Annotated in this window: 28 protein-coding genes; 11 read left to right on the top strand and 17 right to left on the bottom strand. The window is 69.9% G+C overall.

The window, feature by feature from the left end; genetic code table 11:
- Nucleotides 1–3 precede the first annotated feature (3 nt).
- The 7 genes from ACWY4P_RS53550 (at nt 4) to ACWY4P_RS53580 (ending at nt 3,416) form a co-directional block, all read left to right on the top strand.
- Nucleotides 4–558 (top strand): hypothetical protein, encoded by a 555-nt coding sequence (locus ACWY4P_RS53550; RefSeq protein ID WP_456213495.1) that lies wholly within the window; start codon nt 4–6, stop codon nt 556–558.
- Nucleotides 555–1,109: a DUF1643 domain-containing protein gene (locus tag ACWY4P_RS53555; protein ID WP_456213496.1), complete on the top strand. Its 555-nt coding sequence runs from the start codon at nt 555–557 to the stop codon at nt 1,107–1,109. The genes ACWY4P_RS53550 and ACWY4P_RS53555 overlap by 4 nt, the downstream gene beginning before the upstream one ends.
- Nucleotides 1,106–1,435 carry a LuxR C-terminal-related transcriptional regulator gene (locus tag ACWY4P_RS53560; RefSeq protein WP_456213497.1) on the top strand — a complete coding sequence of 110 codons (330 nt, stop codon included), beginning with the start codon at nt 1,106–1,108 and terminating at the stop codon, nt 1,433–1,435. The genes ACWY4P_RS53555 and ACWY4P_RS53560 overlap by 4 nt, the downstream gene beginning before the upstream one ends.
- A gap of 100 nt (nt 1,436–1,535) precedes the next feature.
- Nucleotides 1,536–2,006, top strand: a complete 471-nt coding sequence (locus ACWY4P_RS53565; RefSeq protein ID WP_456213498.1) for a hypothetical protein — start codon at nt 1,536–1,538, stop codon at nt 2,004–2,006.
- The gene (locus ACWY4P_RS53570; protein WP_456213499.1) at nt 2,003–2,359 is read left to right on the top strand and encodes a DUF6197 family protein; all 357 of its coding nucleotides are present in this window, start codon (nt 2,003–2,005) and stop codon (nt 2,357–2,359) included. Before ACWY4P_RS53565 ends, ACWY4P_RS53570 begins: the two co-directional genes overlap by 4 nt.
- Complete coding sequence (locus ACWY4P_RS53575) at nt 2,356–2,796, top strand: hypothetical protein (protein ID WP_456213500.1); 441 nt, start codon at nt 2,356–2,358, stop codon at nt 2,794–2,796. The genes ACWY4P_RS53570 and ACWY4P_RS53575 overlap by 4 nt, the downstream gene beginning before the upstream one ends.
- A gap of 74 nt (nt 2,797–2,870) precedes the next feature.
- The gene (locus tag ACWY4P_RS53580; RefSeq protein ID WP_456213501.1) at nt 2,871–3,416 is read left to right on the top strand and encodes a nuclease-related domain-containing protein; all 546 of its coding nucleotides are present in this window, start codon (nt 2,871–2,873) and stop codon (nt 3,414–3,416) included.
- Nucleotides 3,417–3,497: 81 nt separating this feature from the next.
- Here the strand turns inward: ACWY4P_RS53580 and ACWY4P_RS53585 are convergent, their stop codons facing one another.
- Nucleotides 3,498–3,680, bottom strand: a complete 183-nt coding sequence (locus ACWY4P_RS53585) for a hypothetical protein (protein ID WP_456213502.1) — start codon at nt 3,678–3,680, stop codon at nt 3,498–3,500.
- Between the two features lie 13 nt (nt 3,681–3,693).
- On the bottom strand, nt 3,694–4,047 hold the full coding sequence (locus tag ACWY4P_RS53590; RefSeq protein ID WP_456213503.1) for a hypothetical protein: 354 nt from the start codon (nt 4,045–4,047) through the stop codon (nt 3,694–3,696).
- Between the two features lie 181 nt (nt 4,048–4,228).
- Here ACWY4P_RS53590 and ACWY4P_RS53595 point away from each other — a divergent pair, with 181 nt between their 5' ends.
- Both ACWY4P_RS53595 and ACWY4P_RS53600 read left to right on the top strand, forming a co-directional pair.
- Nucleotides 4,229–4,429 carry a hypothetical protein gene (locus ACWY4P_RS53595; protein ID WP_456213504.1) on the top strand — a complete coding sequence of 67 codons (201 nt, stop codon included), beginning with the start codon at nt 4,229–4,231 and terminating at the stop codon, nt 4,427–4,429.
- A 111-nt stretch (nt 4,430–4,540) separates the two neighbouring features.
- Complete coding sequence (locus tag ACWY4P_RS53600) at nt 4,541–5,020, top strand: excalibur calcium-binding domain-containing protein (protein ID WP_456213505.1); 480 nt, start codon at nt 4,541–4,543, stop codon at nt 5,018–5,020.
- A 71-nt stretch (nt 5,021–5,091) separates the two neighbouring features.
- Here ACWY4P_RS53600 and ACWY4P_RS53605 read toward each other — a convergent pair whose 3' ends face one another.
- Nucleotides 5,092–5,388, bottom strand: coding sequence for a hypothetical protein (locus ACWY4P_RS53605; RefSeq protein WP_456213506.1), 297 nt, complete (start codon nt 5,386–5,388; stop codon nt 5,092–5,094).
- Nucleotides 5,389–5,529: 141 nt separating this feature from the next.
- On the opposite strand from ACWY4P_RS53605, the gene ACWY4P_RS53610 reads away from it, so the two are divergent.
- Nucleotides 5,530–5,721 carry a hypothetical protein gene (locus ACWY4P_RS53610; protein WP_456213507.1) on the top strand — a complete coding sequence of 64 codons (192 nt, stop codon included), beginning with the start codon at nt 5,530–5,532 and terminating at the stop codon, nt 5,719–5,721.
- A gap of 405 nt (nt 5,722–6,126) precedes the next feature.
- Here ACWY4P_RS53610 and ACWY4P_RS53615 read toward each other — a convergent pair whose 3' ends face one another.
- Nucleotides 6,127–6,432, bottom strand: coding sequence for a hypothetical protein (locus tag ACWY4P_RS53615; RefSeq protein WP_456213508.1), 306 nt, complete (start codon nt 6,430–6,432; stop codon nt 6,127–6,129).
- 164 nt (nt 6,433–6,596) lie between these two features.
- Between ACWY4P_RS53615 and ACWY4P_RS53620 the strand changes: the two genes are divergently transcribed.
- Entirely contained in the window at nt 6,597–7,190 is a 594-nt protein-coding gene (locus ACWY4P_RS53620) for a hypothetical protein (protein WP_456213509.1), read from the top strand.
- 1 nt (nt 7,191) lies between these two features.
- On the opposite strand, the gene ACWY4P_RS53625 is transcribed toward ACWY4P_RS53620, so the two are convergent.
- The 13 genes from ACWY4P_RS53625 to ACWY4P_RS53685 form a co-directional block, all read right to left on the bottom strand.
- A complete protein-coding gene (locus ACWY4P_RS53625) occupies nt 7,192–7,371 on the bottom strand; it encodes a hypothetical protein (protein WP_456213510.1) in 180 nt (59 codons plus the stop codon).
- A gap of 179 nt (nt 7,372–7,550) precedes the next feature.
- On the bottom strand, nt 7,551–7,943 hold the full coding sequence (locus ACWY4P_RS53630; RefSeq protein WP_456213511.1) for a hypothetical protein: 393 nt from the start codon (nt 7,941–7,943) through the stop codon (nt 7,551–7,553).
- Nucleotides 7,944–8,075: 132 nt separating this feature from the next.
- Nucleotides 8,076–8,510 carry a hypothetical protein gene (locus tag ACWY4P_RS53635; RefSeq protein ID WP_456213512.1) on the bottom strand — a complete coding sequence of 145 codons (435 nt, stop codon included), beginning with the start codon at nt 8,508–8,510 and terminating at the stop codon, nt 8,076–8,078.
- A 15-nt stretch (nt 8,511–8,525) separates the two neighbouring features.
- Complete coding sequence (locus ACWY4P_RS53640) at nt 8,526–9,233, bottom strand: hypothetical protein (protein ID WP_456213513.1); 708 nt, start codon at nt 9,231–9,233, stop codon at nt 8,526–8,528.
- Nucleotides 9,230–9,973, bottom strand: a complete 744-nt coding sequence (locus ACWY4P_RS53645; protein WP_456213514.1) for a hypothetical protein — start codon at nt 9,971–9,973, stop codon at nt 9,230–9,232. The genes ACWY4P_RS53640 and ACWY4P_RS53645 overlap by 4 nt, the downstream gene beginning before the upstream one ends.
- A gap of 2 nt (nt 9,974–9,975) precedes the next feature.
- Nucleotides 9,976–10,359 (bottom strand): hypothetical protein, encoded by a 384-nt coding sequence (locus ACWY4P_RS53650; RefSeq protein WP_456213515.1) that lies wholly within the window; start codon nt 10,357–10,359, stop codon nt 9,976–9,978.
- Nucleotides 10,356–11,183: a hypothetical protein gene (locus tag ACWY4P_RS53655; RefSeq protein ID WP_456213516.1), complete on the bottom strand. Its 828-nt coding sequence runs from the start codon at nt 11,181–11,183 to the stop codon at nt 10,356–10,358. The genes ACWY4P_RS53650 and ACWY4P_RS53655 overlap by 4 nt, the downstream gene beginning before the upstream one ends.
- A complete protein-coding gene (locus tag ACWY4P_RS53660; RefSeq protein WP_456213517.1) occupies nt 11,180–11,668 on the bottom strand; it encodes a hypothetical protein in 489 nt (162 codons plus the stop codon). Before ACWY4P_RS53660 ends, ACWY4P_RS53655 begins: the two co-directional genes overlap by 4 nt.
- Complete coding sequence (locus ACWY4P_RS53665) at nt 11,665–12,261, bottom strand: hypothetical protein (protein ID WP_456213518.1); 597 nt, start codon at nt 12,259–12,261, stop codon at nt 11,665–11,667. Before ACWY4P_RS53665 ends, ACWY4P_RS53660 begins: the two co-directional genes overlap by 4 nt.
- Entirely contained in the window at nt 12,258–12,797 is a 540-nt protein-coding gene (locus ACWY4P_RS53670; RefSeq protein WP_456213519.1) for a hypothetical protein, read from the bottom strand. Before ACWY4P_RS53670 ends, ACWY4P_RS53665 begins: the two co-directional genes overlap by 4 nt.
- The gene (locus tag ACWY4P_RS53675; protein ID WP_456213520.1) at nt 12,794–13,006 is read right to left on the bottom strand and encodes a hypothetical protein; all 213 of its coding nucleotides are present in this window, start codon (nt 13,004–13,006) and stop codon (nt 12,794–12,796) included. The genes ACWY4P_RS53670 and ACWY4P_RS53675 overlap by 4 nt, the downstream gene beginning before the upstream one ends.
- Before the next feature lie 102 nt (nt 13,007–13,108).
- Complete coding sequence (locus ACWY4P_RS53680) at nt 13,109–13,804, bottom strand: DUF6197 family protein (RefSeq protein ID WP_456213521.1); 696 nt, start codon at nt 13,802–13,804, stop codon at nt 13,109–13,111.
- 12 nt (nt 13,805–13,816) lie between these two features.
- Nucleotides 13,817–13,999, bottom strand: a complete 183-nt coding sequence (locus ACWY4P_RS53685; protein ID WP_456213522.1) for a hypothetical protein — start codon at nt 13,997–13,999, stop codon at nt 13,817–13,819.
- Nucleotides 14,000–14,013 lie beyond the last annotated feature (14 nt).

The following is a 14,013-nucleotide window of genomic DNA, read 5'->3' on the forward strand; positions in this document are numbered from 1 at the left end:
CCCATGACCGACACGACCCAGCCCAAGACCTCGGCGCAGCAGCTGCTCGTCGAGCTAGCCGAACTCCACATGCGCACCCACGCCTCCCCGCTGCCGAAGCACCCGGCCGCCCTCGGCTGGCAGGCCACGGCTGGCTCCATGGCCGCCGGGTTCGCCCGCGCCCTCCACGCTCTGATGGAAGCCGCCCCGGAGAAGGCCACTGAGGTAGCCGAGTGGTTCGACGGCCCGCTCGGCGAAGGCCCGGACTCGCTCGAGCACACGGACTGGACCGAGCGGCACATCGCGAAGAGCCCGAAGGTGCTGAACCAGTGGTCCCTCGACGCCCGGTACGAGGCCGCGCGGGCGCTGGAGGCCACGGAGAACTGGGAGAAGACAGAGAAGGAACGGCAGGTGGGGCACGACGAGACGCAGCAGGAGGGTGCCGACCAGGGCGACCGCAGCATCCTGCGAGCTGCCCCGTCCAACAGTGACGACTGGGACGACGAAACGTGGGCCGCCTGGGCTCGTGTGGCCGATCGGGTTCACGGCAAGCTCCCGAACCCGGAGTCTGGGCAGTGACCGCCGCTCCCGACCTGGCCGTGCCGGACGGCCTGGTCCTCGAGGACGACGAGTGGGACGGCATGCTCGCCACCGCCGTCATGGACAAGGCCCGCGCGTACCGGTACCTGCTGACCCGCATCTGGGACAGCAGCCGCCCGCCCATGGTGTGGATCATGCTGAACCCCAGTACAGCGGACGCTCTCGAGGACGACGCGACCATACGGCGCTGTATCGGATTCGCCCGGCGGGAGCGGTGCGGTGGGATCGCCGTCGTCAACCTGTTCGCTCTGCGCTCCACGGACCCGCGGGCGCTCCGCGACCACCCGGACCCCGTCGGCGAGCACAACGACGTCTTCCTGCGGCAGACGACCGCCAGCCTCGGCCCGGTCGTCGCCGGATGGGGCGCCGGCGGAGTCCTCGGCGACCGCGCGGCGACCGTCACCCGGTCCCTGACGGCTGCTGGGGTGCGCCTGCACGCGCTCGGCACCACCTCGACTGGGCAGCCGCGGCACCCGCTCTACCTGCCTGGCAACGCCGCCCTCGCCCCGTACACCGGAGCAGCAGCATGACCGCCCCCGAGGTGCCTCACGCCCCGCACCGGGCCAGACACTACGGCCGTGCCACCAACCATCCCAGAGCCCGCATCACCCGCCGCGAACTCCAGTTGCTCGTCCTCGCGGCGAACGGCAACACCAACGAGCACATCGCCCACTTCCTCGGCATCTCCACCCACACGGTGAACGGGACGCTCCGCCGCCTGTATCTGAAGCTCGGTGCGCGGGACCGGGCGAACGCGGTGGCGATAGCGCTGGTGCGGGGCCTGCTGGTGCCGTCGGACATCGCCGGGGTGCGGGACCCGGGCGGCATGGCCTCCGTACACGCGAACTCTGCGTAACCGATTCGTGATCGAACTTGCCCGCTCGCGGGGCGGAGACCCGTACCCGCCAGTACATCCACGCAATTCGTAACCCACTGTCACATCCCTTGGGGGGACTATGACCACCACACCCAGGCTGAGCTCGGTCACCGGGCTCCGTACCCACCTCGCCGAAGCCCTCGCCGAGACAGCCATGACCGTCCTCGGCGCGTACACCGATGCTCTCGAGCAGGACTGGGTGCTGCGCGGCGGGTACCTGCGTGACTGCACGATCCCCGGCTGCTCAGCCGAGTTCGACCTGCGCGCCACCTGGACCGGGGCAACCGCCGAGCCCGGCCGCGAGCCGGACGGCTGGCGGCGCTCCACGGCCGTCGGCTACCTCTGTCCCCAGCACTCCCATGCCTTGGGCGGGGACGGCACCGGCCCGCACCTGCCGACCTGGTACTACCGCGACCACGCCGACAAGGAGCACGGTGGTGCTGCGCTGGTCTGCTCGTGCGGATGGGACGCCGGCCCTACCCGGTTCCGCGGTCACGGCACGGTGCTGTGGCAGGTCCACGCCCTCGAGGTGCTGGAGGTAAACCGATGACCGACGACCCCGAGGCCACGGCCAGCGTCCTGTCCCGCGCCGCCGACTACATCGAGACCCACGGATGGCACCAGGGCAGCCTCCGCAACAAGCACGGCGCCGTCTGCGCCATGGGCGCCATCACCACCATCGCCCCACCCGACGCCAACCGGCAAACCTCTGCCGCTGAACGGGCCGCTCTCGCCGCTCTCGCCCGCTACCTGGACCTGAAGCCGGAGCCCGGCGACACCAGCCCCATCGCCGCGAACCCCGGGCTCCTGGTCTCTGCCTGGAACGACGATGCCGAGGATGCCGACCAGGTCATCACCGCCATGCGGCACACCGCGCAGCGCCTGACTGGAGGAGCCCAGTGACCAGTACCGAACAGCCTGCTCCGGCCAGCGGGCTGCGCGAGCGGTGCGCGGCAGCCGCTGCACGGGCGGATGGCCAGCCGTGGAACCTCCTGATGCCAGCCGAGCGGGAGGTCTATCTGGGCGTGACCGACGCCGTGCTCGGTGTCGTGCAGTCGAGCTACGTGCCGCCGCCGCCCGGGTCGGACCGGGACAAGCTGCCGGACCGACTGCTGGCCGTCATCGAGATGGGACCGTACCTGTCGACCGCGTGCGAGACGGCACACGCTCTGGAGTGGGCCATGCGCTCCTACACGCACCGCCGCGCCGAACTGGCCGAGTGGGCGCAGCGCGAGCATGCTTCGTGCCGTCTGACGAGGAAGCAGGACATGGCGCCCTGCCGGTGCCCGCACCACCAGGCCCGGCCTATCGACGCCCACCTGGATGAGGTGGGCGAGTGACCGCGGGGTCGTCGGCTGGCGCGAGGGCGGCGGCGTTACGTGCTCAGGCCGCCCCGCGGGGCCTGAAGCGCCGGGTGCTGGCCGCGGTGGGCATGGACCGGCAGGGCGCCCGCCTCGCGGCTGAGGCGCGCTGCTGGGAGGCGGGGAAGGTGGGGGAACAGCGCGTGGCTACTCTCCTCGCTCCGCTGGCCGGGGAAGGCTGGTACGGGCTGTACGACCGGGTGATCCCCGGTGCCGACCGGGCGAATGCCGACTTCGTGCTGGTCTCTCCTGGCGGCCGGGTGTTAATGCCGGACGCGAAGCGGTGGCACAACCGGGCTCGGGCCCGCGCGGTTCGGGGTCGGCTGATGCACGGCAACGTCGACAAGGATGATCAGGTCGACAGCGTGGAGTACGAAGCGGGCTTGGTGAGTGTTGCGTTGGGGGTGCCGGTGACTGCGATCATCGCGGTAGACAACGCACCGGTTGAGGGTGGCGGGTTCATCGTGCGCGGCGTACCGGTGATACCTGCGGATCGGCTGGTGGAGTTGCTGCGCCGGAACGCCGGCCGCCCCGACCCGGTACGGGCGCGGGCCCTGGCGGAGAGGGCCCGGGCGGCCCTGCCCAGGTATGTGGAGTGAGCGTACGGTGAGTGGGTGTGCCTCGCGCGGTACGCCTGAGACGGCCCGTCACCCTCCGGGGTGGCGGGCCGTTTTGTGCGTTCAGGGCTGGTCGTCTTGGTCCGGGAGGAGTGCGAGGAGTTCCGCGACCAGCTCCTCGTCTGTCAGGTGGGCGAACCCTCCTGGTGTGCAGGCCAAGTGGCTGATGCTGCCGTCGGGCATCGGCAGGTGCCGGATCTCATACGTGATGCCTTCGTCTTCGACGATCTCGCGTTCCTCACCCATGTCCTTGCCCCCCTCAGCGCAGGCGCTGGTCGACGATGAGGTTGAGGAGGGCAGCGATGCGCTCGGCAGCTCCCTGGACGTCCTTGCCGCCGAAGAGCGGGGCGATGTCAGCGGCGGTGTAAGGGGTGCCGGGCGGGTGGCGGCGGAGGCGTTCCTTGGCGAGGTCGGTGACCGGGCAGCACGGCAGGCTGTCCGCGGGCTGTTCCACAGTCACCGTGCGGCACATCTTGTCGGGGTGGAACGTGGCGAGGAATTCGTCGTCCGTCATGTGGTCGATGCGGCTGCCGGGTTTGTAGGCGACGGTGATACGGGTCCCGTCGGGCGCTTCGACGGTGCGGGCGTCGTAGCGTGGTTCTGGGTCGGACATGCCTGCTCCCCTCGCGGTGGAGGCGTGGGGGGTGGCTGTAGTCACCATTCACCCGGTGTGGTGGGTGGGTCAAGGGGTGTGCCCCCGGCCGACGGGGGAGCGGCAGGGGGCACGAGGCGAGTGTGACACGGACAGCGGCTCCTGGAGTGCGGTTCGAGAGGGTCTGTCGGAGTGTGGGCGTATGCCGCATGCCCTGGTCGTCGTGTACCCGCCGATGGAGTCCGGCGGTCGCAGGGTGCGCGTGAACGGGGAGATCCTGGGGACGGCCTACGGGGTGACGGACCTGCTCGAGTTCTTGAGGCGCGCGGGTCTGCAGCCGGACGACGTGCAGTTGGAGGGGCCGCTGATCGAGTGGCGCGGAGGCGGCCCGGAGGTGTGGTGACCGCGACGCCCCGGCCCAGCGGTCACATGTCGATCACTACCTCCCGTATCTCTCACAGGGCCCCACACGTGTGCACTACGGTCATCCCACCCGAACATCCCAGGGGGGATCATGAGCAACCCGTACACGGCGCCACCCACGCCCGGCAGGCCGGCACCCAAGTGGGCCCGGAAACGCTTCGTTCTGCCCGCGCTCGGCCTGGTCTTCTTCCTCGGTATCGGCGCCGGGGCGGCCAGTGGCGAGACCAAGACCTCCAAAGAGAAGACGAAGCAGGCGGCGGCCGCGCCGAAGCCGGGTCCGACGGTCACCGTGACCAAGATTGTGACTGCGAAGCCGAAGCCGAAGCCGGCGCCGACCGTCACCGTGACGAAGACGAAGACGAAGATCGTGAAGGTGACGGTGACTGCGAAGGCGCCCGCCGTGTCCAACGACGACGCGTTGGGGAGCGGTGGCGCTGGTGGCGGCGGATCGGCGTACTACAGGAACTGCTCCGAGGCTCGGGCGGCTGGGGCTGCGCCGATCCATCGTGGCGAGCCGGGGTACGCCTCTCATCTGGACCGTGACGGGGATGGTGTCGGCTGCGATACCTGACCGGTCGACACCGGACAGCATGGCGCCCCACCCGCGATGGGTGGGGCGTTCGTCGTCTCCGAAGGCCGAGCTCACGTCCCCCACTCCTCCGGCGGCTCGACCACCAGCGGTGTGGTGCGCTCCTCCCGAGCGGCCCCGTCGGTGACCGGGTCCCGGTACCGGTGCCCGTCCACGTCCCGCAGCAGCGCCGTGTACCGGATCACCGTGGCGCCGTCCCGACCCTCGACCGTGATCGGTGCCTTGTCCACGTCCCGGGGCTCGACCCCGTTCGCCCGCAGCCAGTCGTGCAGGGCGGGCAGCTGGCCGAGGCCGAGGATGCGACGCCACCGATCGGGGTGGAACACGGTGCGAATGCCCGAATCGTTCATGTCCGTCATGATGACGGCCGCCACCGACAACGGTCCCGACGGCGTCCGGCGCCCGGTGTTCCTGTCCGGCCCGGCCCGAGAGCCCGGAAGGGGTAAGAGGGGCCTACTCCGAGCGCCCCGGAGCGGAGGGGGACTCCCCGCATGAAACAGATGATCAGGCGTGCGTGGGCGGCGCTGGCCTCGCACACCAGGGCCACGGCGCGGAAGGTGACGGGCGAGCTCCCCGCCCAGCTGGTGGCGGCGGTTGTGGTGGAGGCGGCCACGTCCGGGAACCCGTTCCGGTTCTTGGTGGCCGTGTTGCTGCTGGTCACCGCGCTGCTGCTGCGCCGGTAGCTGTTCGGCTGGGCGGGGCTTCTACCAACGAAGGTTGTAGCAGCCCCGCTTGGCGTGTTTTCGGAAGGGGCCATGTCCCCATGCTGACCCCGCCCGGGCAGGTCGTTGCCCCGGCTCAGTCCTGCGGCCCAGCCGATGGGCGGAGCTGGTAGTCAGGGCACTTTCCGGGGTCCCCCCATGGCGCAGTGTGAGGCTCAGTGCTCCCGCACCAAGGGCAGGGGAGCACGGGGTGGGCCTGGCTGCCTTCGATGCCGCAGTAGCCAACATCGCCGAACTCGGCGTTGCTGTAGACGACGATGGCCGGGCGGCCGCAGGTGCACAGTTCCCCGGATGCGGCGCGACGTTCTACCGAGTCGGTCATTCCGGAAGTCTGCCAGAGGGCTGGCCAGCCTACTGGCTGCTGGTTCAGGCGGTCCGGTCTTCGCGTTCGTCGTCGGCTGGCTCGGCGGCGGGTGCGGTGCGGCGCCAGGTGTCGGAGCGGCGGCCGGCCTCGAGCGGGTCGGCCCCGGTGAGGACGTCGTCGAGGACGCGGGAGAGGGGGAGCGGCCCGGCGAGGGTGCGGATGGCTATGAGGTCATCGAAGCACGGGTCGCACAGCTGGATGGGTGTGCGGAGCCCCATGTCCCGCACGGTGTCGTCGGCGGTGCCGCACTCATCGCATGCCGCGGCCGCGGCGCTGTCGGCTGGCTGCTGGTTCTCGGATGCCCCCATGGTCCGATCGTGAGGCAACGCGCTGTGCGGGCGTTAGAGCGCCTATCGGACGTATCGGCGTGAATGTGGTGCGGCGTAGGGGAGTTGGAGCGCCACGCGGGCCCACAGCCACGTCACGAGGCCACTGCCGACGCGGCCGGGACGCGCTTGGCAGGATGCGGGGCATGAGTGATGCGTGGGGGACGGTCATCGCCTCGGTCGTGGCTGTCGTGGGAACCATCGGCGGTATCGGCATCGGCCTGATCGTCGGTCGCCGACAGCTCGCAGACCAGTCCGCGGTGGAGCACGGGCAGTGGCTGCGCGGACAGCGCCAGGAAGCGTACTTGGCGTTCCTCGACAAGTTCGATCGGATCATGGCGGTGGGGCACGAGTTCTGGGAAGGCATCGATGAGTTCGTCCAAGACGATCGCGCGGGTGAATTGGATGAGGACCCCGACACGGTGATCGAAGAGTTCTCCGACGAGATCGAATACATGCGCGCGCCAATACATGACTGCGAGGAACGCATTCAGGTCTTGTGTGAGCCGGAGCTGACAGAGGCCGCTTCCAATGCGGTGATCGCATTGCAGGATGTGCAGTCCGCGCTACACGACCGACTTCAGTGGGCCGCGGGAGACCGAGAGAACGACACCGGGTGGGAGGGATGGCACCAGGCCGAGGCGGGCGCTGATGCGGCGCGCACCGCACTGCTGGAGCTGGTGAAACAGGCGATACAGACCCCGACGGCGGTGTCGGGGCGGCGTGCCCGCCGTTCCTGAGTCAGGACTCCCGTTGCTGCTCGGGCCGGAGACATACGGGGCACGTCCATGCCTGGCCGAGGATCCTCACCAGCCTGGTCTCAGGGTGGTCGGGGCACTTCAGCGGCGTCTGGGTGGTGCGGGCGGCCGGGGTGTGGAGGTAGGCGGCGGCCCAGCGGCGCCCGGTCTCATCCCGTTTCATCGTCCTGGCCCTGGTCGTCGTCGGTGTCGTCGGAGGCGGTGACGATCTCCTCGTCGAGCAATGGGTAGCCGTTGACTTCGTCCTTGGACACTGGGGCCTCCCGGGCGGCGGGTTGCTGGTTCGTCGAGCGTTACGCCTCGAGGCTGGGGTCGTCAACGGCGCACGCCCGTTCGGGGCCGCTACAGGGCGCGCAGGTACAGCCAGGCCCCGCTGTAGCACTTCACGGTCAGCCCGTCCTTCGGGTTGTCGCGTAGGGACCATTGCTCGATGTCCTCGATCTCCCGCGAGCCCGAGCCGGCCACGAGTCGTGCGAGCCAGCCCTCGGGGCCCTCGGCCCACGGACCGTCGAAGCTGATCGGTGCCGCCTCGACGGGCTTCTCGGGCTGGTCGAAGTCGTCGCGCTCCGCCGAGCGCGCGTTGATCTGCCAGCGCACCTCACGTCCCTCGAGGACGACGGCCAGGCCGTACGGGCGCTTGGTGTCACCCGCGTCCTTCAGTGTCTTCGCCTGGCCGACGCTCGGGTCCTCCGAGGCGAGGCGTACGACGAAGTCCTGGAATCTCTGGGGACGCATGCTGATCTTCTTCCTTCTGCTGTTGTGGCGAGCTCGGACATCCTAAGGACGGTGGCGGTGCGGCCTGGGCTCGGTGGGCGGTGTCGAGCTGGTCGGCGTACTCGTCGACTCCAGGTAGCGGCACGTCGTCGGTCACAGGCCGCTCCCGGCTTCGTGCGTACGGATGGCGCACATGACGCGGGTGGCCAGGAGGTCGGCGTCGGTGCCGGGCACCATGGGCTGCCCGCTGGGCCAGCCGTAGCAGCGGATCGTCTCGAGGACGGTCGCGTACCGCGGGTCCCGTCGGGCGGCGACACGGTCCGAGACCGGCGGCGTGCAGTTCTCCCCGTCGAGCACGGCCTGGTACTCCGGCTGGCGCCGCAGGCACTTCGGGCAGGTGACTTCGGCATCCATGGGGAGGTCGCCCTGCTCGGCGGAGCGGCCGCACAGGGCGGGCGAGCTGGCGACCCACGCGTCGAGGCGGTCTTCCCAGCCGTAGAGGGCGAGGTGGACGTCGTCGGGCTCGCCGGGGAGAGCGAGGCGCGGCACGGGCTTCAGATACCGGCGGGACCGGTCGAGGTCGGCCATCAGCAGCACTCCAGGTCAGATGAGGGCGGGCGCGTTGTCGACGATCTCGCCGTTGGAAGCGACCAGGCGCAGCTTCGGGAACGCCTTGACGGGCTCGTCACCGGGCACGGTGGGCCATTCGTCGGCGGACAGGCCGTACGTCGGAGGCTTCCAGTTGCAGAGACTGCTGGAGAGTCCCGGCAAGACTTCAACGGCCTTGCGGTATTTCGTCTCCCAGTCCCACGCGAAGAACAGCGGAAGAAGGCCGCCCTTGTTGGGGATCGGCTCGGGTGCCCGCTCGTGGCTGCCCTTCGCCCGGGCGTAGACGGTCTGGGCGTAGACGCGGCAGCGGGGCCTGTTGCAGAAGTTCCAGTTCCGGCGGCGGCCCGTGACCGGGTCGGACTCGACGAACCCGTGCACCGTGTTCCGCCCGCACAGTCGGTCGACGCGGACCATCGGGGCCTGGCAGCCTTCGGGACCCGCGTGCCAGTCGTGTTCGTACCGGGGCGCATCCTCGGCGATGAGCTGCCACATGGTGCGGTTGTCGGCGTTCATGACCTCTCGCGCCCGGGCCCAGGTGCCGACGGCGGGGTCGTGGCGGCGCGGGTCGCGGAGGATGACCCAGCCAAGGGCGAGGATCAGGTCCCGGGTGCCGGAGGGCATGCGGCGCTCGCTGTAGACGCGTTGGGCGAGCTCGTCGTACCGCAGCATGGCGGCGCGGTCGTCGGTGGAGAGCACGGTCACGCCTCCGGGATTGTCGGGTTGAGTATGTCGAGGCCCTGCTGCTTCCACTGCTTCTCGTACCGCCACACCCCGTTCGAGCACTCCCGCTGGCCGCGGGCGTGGAAGACGGCGGAGTCGGTGCCCCAGTCCGGGCGCCACAGGTTCGGGCCAGGAAAGCGGGTGGCTTTCATGCGGGAGGTGATGGTCTCGCCGCAGCCGAGGCAGGCGCCGCGGGGAATGGCCATCAGGCGGTCGCTGGCCTCCACGGTGTGGGCGACTTCGTCCTCGAGTTCCTGGTGTCGGCACGGCGGGAGTTCGCGGCAGAGGCGGCACACGGCATAGTGCTCGGGCAGTACCTGCCAGTCGAGGCTGACGCAGGCGCCGACGTGCCGGGGCTCCAAGTTCGACTTCTCGGCGTGCTGGAGAACGAGGTTGATGGGCCGGTACTGCCACTCGGCGCGTACGGGCATCGGCTCCGGCTTCCGGGGTGCTCCCCACGACTCGGGTTCACCGGCGGCCCGGGCGGCTTCGTGCTCGACCCAGTCGGTGACCAGCTTCTGCCACGCGGCCTCGAAGCCAGCAGGCCACAGGTCCTCGGGTATCTCGCGGATCTCGAGGACACGCCAGGGCTGCCGGTCGAGGACGACGATGGCGCCCACGACGACGAATGCTCTGACGCCTTTCCGGTAGCCGTTGTGGGGCAGGTCGACGCGCCCGAGGGTGTTCCGCTGACTGGTCCGCCATTCGTCACGGTTCAGCATGGTCACGCCTCCTGGTCGTCGGCGCAGCCGCAGCGGACTCCGCCGTTGTGCTCGGGCGGGTTCGGCGGCACGGCGCGCAGGTTGGGGCAGCCTTCCGGGAAGCGTGGGCAGCGCTCGATGGTGGCGACGGCCGGGTACAGGTCGGGGAAGGCGAAGCAGGCGTTGACGACGTCGTCGACAATCGACCTGTTCAGGGGGATCTCCTCGCCCTGCGGATGCATGGTGCCGCGTACGTAGCCCATGACGGCGATGTCCTGGGCGAGTGCGCGTTCCCGGGCGGTGAGGCTGTCGAGGAAGGCGCGGATCCTGTTGGCTCGGGCGGCGGCCCGCTTGGCGAAGTAGTCGGCCAGGGTCTGCGTTACCTGATCTTCGCGGTAGTCGGTCACGGTGAGTCCTCCTTCGGCTGCGGGTCGGTGATCGGGGCGAGCAGGGCGCGCATCTCGCGCACGTACTTGATGCGGTGCTCGTTCCACCGGTGTTTGGCCGCGACCTCCTGAAGGGTGTCGTCGTCGAAGCCGATGAGGACGGACCAGAGGTAGGCGTCGATCCGGTTGGCAGTCCAGTCGCGTTGGTCCAGGAAGTCGGCCGATGTCCGCATCATGTTGCAGACGGCAACCACGGCGCGTGAGACGCCGTCGAGGGTATGCCGGTGCCAGTCCCACGCCTTGTACATGGCCTGCGCCGCCTCGTACGTCTCCTGACGGTCGTACTCGGTGTCCTCCAGTCGGTCGTACAGCTCGGTCAGCGTCGCTTCGGTGTGCTCCTCCAGCGGCATCCGTCCAGGCTTCTCGGCGAGCGTGACGGGGACGGTGAGGGCGCCTGTTGTGGTGAGGAGGTGTTGCTCCCACAGGGGCCGCAGAAGGCCGCCGTAGGTCTGCGGGGTGGGCATCCAGCCGCACGCGCACTCCACCGTCCACCGGTCGTTGGGGAGGTCGACGTGGCGGGGCAGGTGTGCGGTGACGATGTCGACGTGTTCGGGGCACAGATCACCGTTCGCGGGGCCGCGGGTGACCTTCCGCCAGCCTTCCACGGACCACGACGGACGCGCGGGCGCCCGGCCGGCCAGCGTCGCCATGGCGTCGTACTCGCGCGTGCAGCCTGGTACGAGGCAGTGGCGGAGCGCGGGCTGGTTCCGGAACGCCTCGGCGTCGGCGATGAGGTCAGCGAGCTGGTCCGCCGTGATCGTGTCCAGGGTCGGGGTGTCGGTCACTGCTCCTCCGATTTGGGGATCTTGGCCACCAGGTCTTCACGTTGACGCCGCCACCGTTCGGAAGCTGCTTTGAATTGCATTTCCACCGTCCGTGTCCGGCGCTGTTCGGCAGCTACGGCCTTGTCGACTTCGCGCTGTACGTCCGCAGGCCGGGTTCGGTCGGCCGGCCAGGTCCGGTCGTAGGCCGCGGTCTCGAGTTCGTCCTGGAGGCGGAGGATCTCGGCTCGGTAGACGCTCATGTCGGCGCTGAGGCGCTCGAGGTCCTGCACAAGGCCGGCGGCTTTCGTTTCGGCGTTCGTTGCGCGCTCTTCGAGCTGGCCGAGCTGTTCGCGTCCCTTCCGGGTAGCGGCCTTCCGTGCCCACTCGTTGGCTTCCTCGGCCCACTCGATGAGGTTGGGCCAGGGCATGTCGGGTGCGGCTTTGAGGACGCGGGCGAGCTTGCCACGCCAGTGCTCCAGCTGCTCTTCCGGCGCCTGCTGGGTCACGGCATGGTCCTCTCGAGGGTTGGAGTGTGGTCGAGGTAGGCGGTGTACGCCCGCTCGGCGAACCACCACGCGGCCGGGGTGTGCCGCTTCGGCCTCCACGGCTCCGGCTCGACCAGCGTCTCCGTGGTGCCGTCGTCGTGCTCGAGGACAACGCCGATGCCGTAGAAGTCGAACTCGGTCAGGGACTCGACCATGCGGGGCCGCCGCTGGACGAGGACTCGGCGGGCGCAGCACGGTGCGAAGCGGGATGCGGACTCGAGGGCGGTCTTGCATGCGGTCGCGGACCGCACGGTGGCCAGCATGACGCGGCAGGGCCGGATCGCGTGCCGGGTCACCTGCCCGTCCTCCACGGTGCAGATCGCAGCCGGGGCCCGCCGCACGTACGACCGCTGCGCCTTGGTCAGGCTGTCGACGGGGACGGGTAGCCCGGCGGGGAGCGCCATGAGGTGGTCGAGGCCGCCGAAGCCGTGCCCAGTGACCGGGCCGATCCCCGCGGCCTGGCGGCGCTGGTGCTCGGCGGGATCGATGGCCAGGTGCAGGATGGCGCCGCTGTAGCCAGGGAACGAGGGGACCTGCACGGTTCCGTCGGTCACGGCTTCTCCAGGAGTTCGTTGACGACTTTCATGCCGTCGATGAGCGGTCCGCCCTCGGCGTCGCGCAGGGCCTGCCACACCTCTTGCAGGACGTGGCCGCGGTAGCGGGACCAGTCGGCTTTCAGCTCGTTGGCGTGCTTGGTCCTGTCCTGCGGATCCTCTGTGTCGGGGAGTTCGATGTGCGCGGTGACGATCAGGCGGGTCCCGGGCGGGAAGTCCTTCGCGATGGCTTTGAATCCGGGGCCGTCCACGATCCCGCTGTGGCCCTCCTCCGCGCCTTCCGGTCCCCAGAAGTAGCCGATCAGCTTGGGCGGGTCCTCACGCCGGTAGCTGTCGATGTAGCTGGGGTGGAGGGTCAGGACGCCGGTGGTCTCCGGGTTGTCTACGGACAGGACTTCGTTGGGCTTGTTGTGCCGGTAGCACTTCCAGGTAGGGCTGACGCCCTCGAGGTCGCGGCGGGCCGTGTACTCCACGAAGCTGCGCTCGGGGCAACCAGGGTGGGCACAGGTGCGGGTGTAGGTGCGGCGGCGGGTCACGGGCGGGGCTCCTGGTCAGGGTCGATGCGGTTGGCGGCGTCTTCCCACTCGACGCAGTCGTGCTCGCTGGCCTCGGCGCGCAGGATCTCCGCGTCGTGGCGGCGGACGGCTCGGATGAGGTCGTCGATGGCGGGCAGATGGCGCTTCTGGAATACCGCCTCCCGGGCCTCTTCCACGGCCTGCGCGGCGCGCTCCAGCGGGGTCGTCATCGCTGCGGGGTCCTTTCGGCGGGGCGGGTTTCAGGCTGCCTCGGCGGGCGCGGGGTGTTGCCCCCGCTCGGCGACCGGCAGGGGGCGGGGGAGTGGCGGTCGTCAGTCGCCCGGCAGGATCGTCACGGGCACGGCACCCGGGGTGGACTGGCTGTGGCCGAGGTCCCACCACTGGTGGCCCTGCTCGTCGCGCCAGTACACGGCCCAGTCCCGCCGGACGCGGCGCTGGAGCTCCGCGGGCCTGCGGCACTCGTCGAAGAAGGGTTCGCCGGTGAGGTCGCGGAGGAACGCCGCGGACGCGTCGACCATGAGTGCGGGGTCGATGTGGCCGAGCGCGATGCAGGAGCTGTCCTCGCCGTAGCAGTCCAGGGCGACACCGTCGTGGATGGCCGTCATGTCGGCGGCGGTTGGGGTGAAGACCCGGTCAAGGGTGTATCCCTCGAGAGCTCGGGCGGTGTCCTTCAACGCGTCGAGGACGTCGTACTGGGTGCGCTCGGGCGCGTCGTGCCAGGCGATGAGTTCCGCGAATCCGTCGGGTTCGTCGGGGGTCTCAAGGCCCAGGCGCTGGGCGACGGCGCAGACAGCGGCCTCGTATCGGGCCTGGTCCTCCCAGCTCAGGATGTGCCGGGGGTCGTAGGTGCAGCCGACGGTGCCGAGGCCGATCGCGGAGAGGGCATGAATGTGGCCCAGGATGTCGCAGGGCCGGCCCTGGGTCCAGCCGCGGCGGCTCAGTTCCTGGTGGGCGGTGTGGAGGATGCTGGCGATGTCGTGGCGGGATGGGGCCAAGGTGGTGGGCATGGTGGGGTCCTCTCAGGCGGTAGCGGGCTCGCTGAACGCCTTGACGATCTCCGCCAGTAGCACCTCGGCTTCCATGAGGTGGCCGACAAGCTGCCCGGTGTTGGTCGTGTCGATGGGCTTCTTGGTGCCTTCGACGTAGGCCCGAGCCTGCTCGATGGCCACGATCTGTCCGGCGGCGCGGACGGGGTCGTCCATGGGGGTGTCCCTTC

This window comes from Streptomyces sp. LZ34, assembly GCF_053890475.1.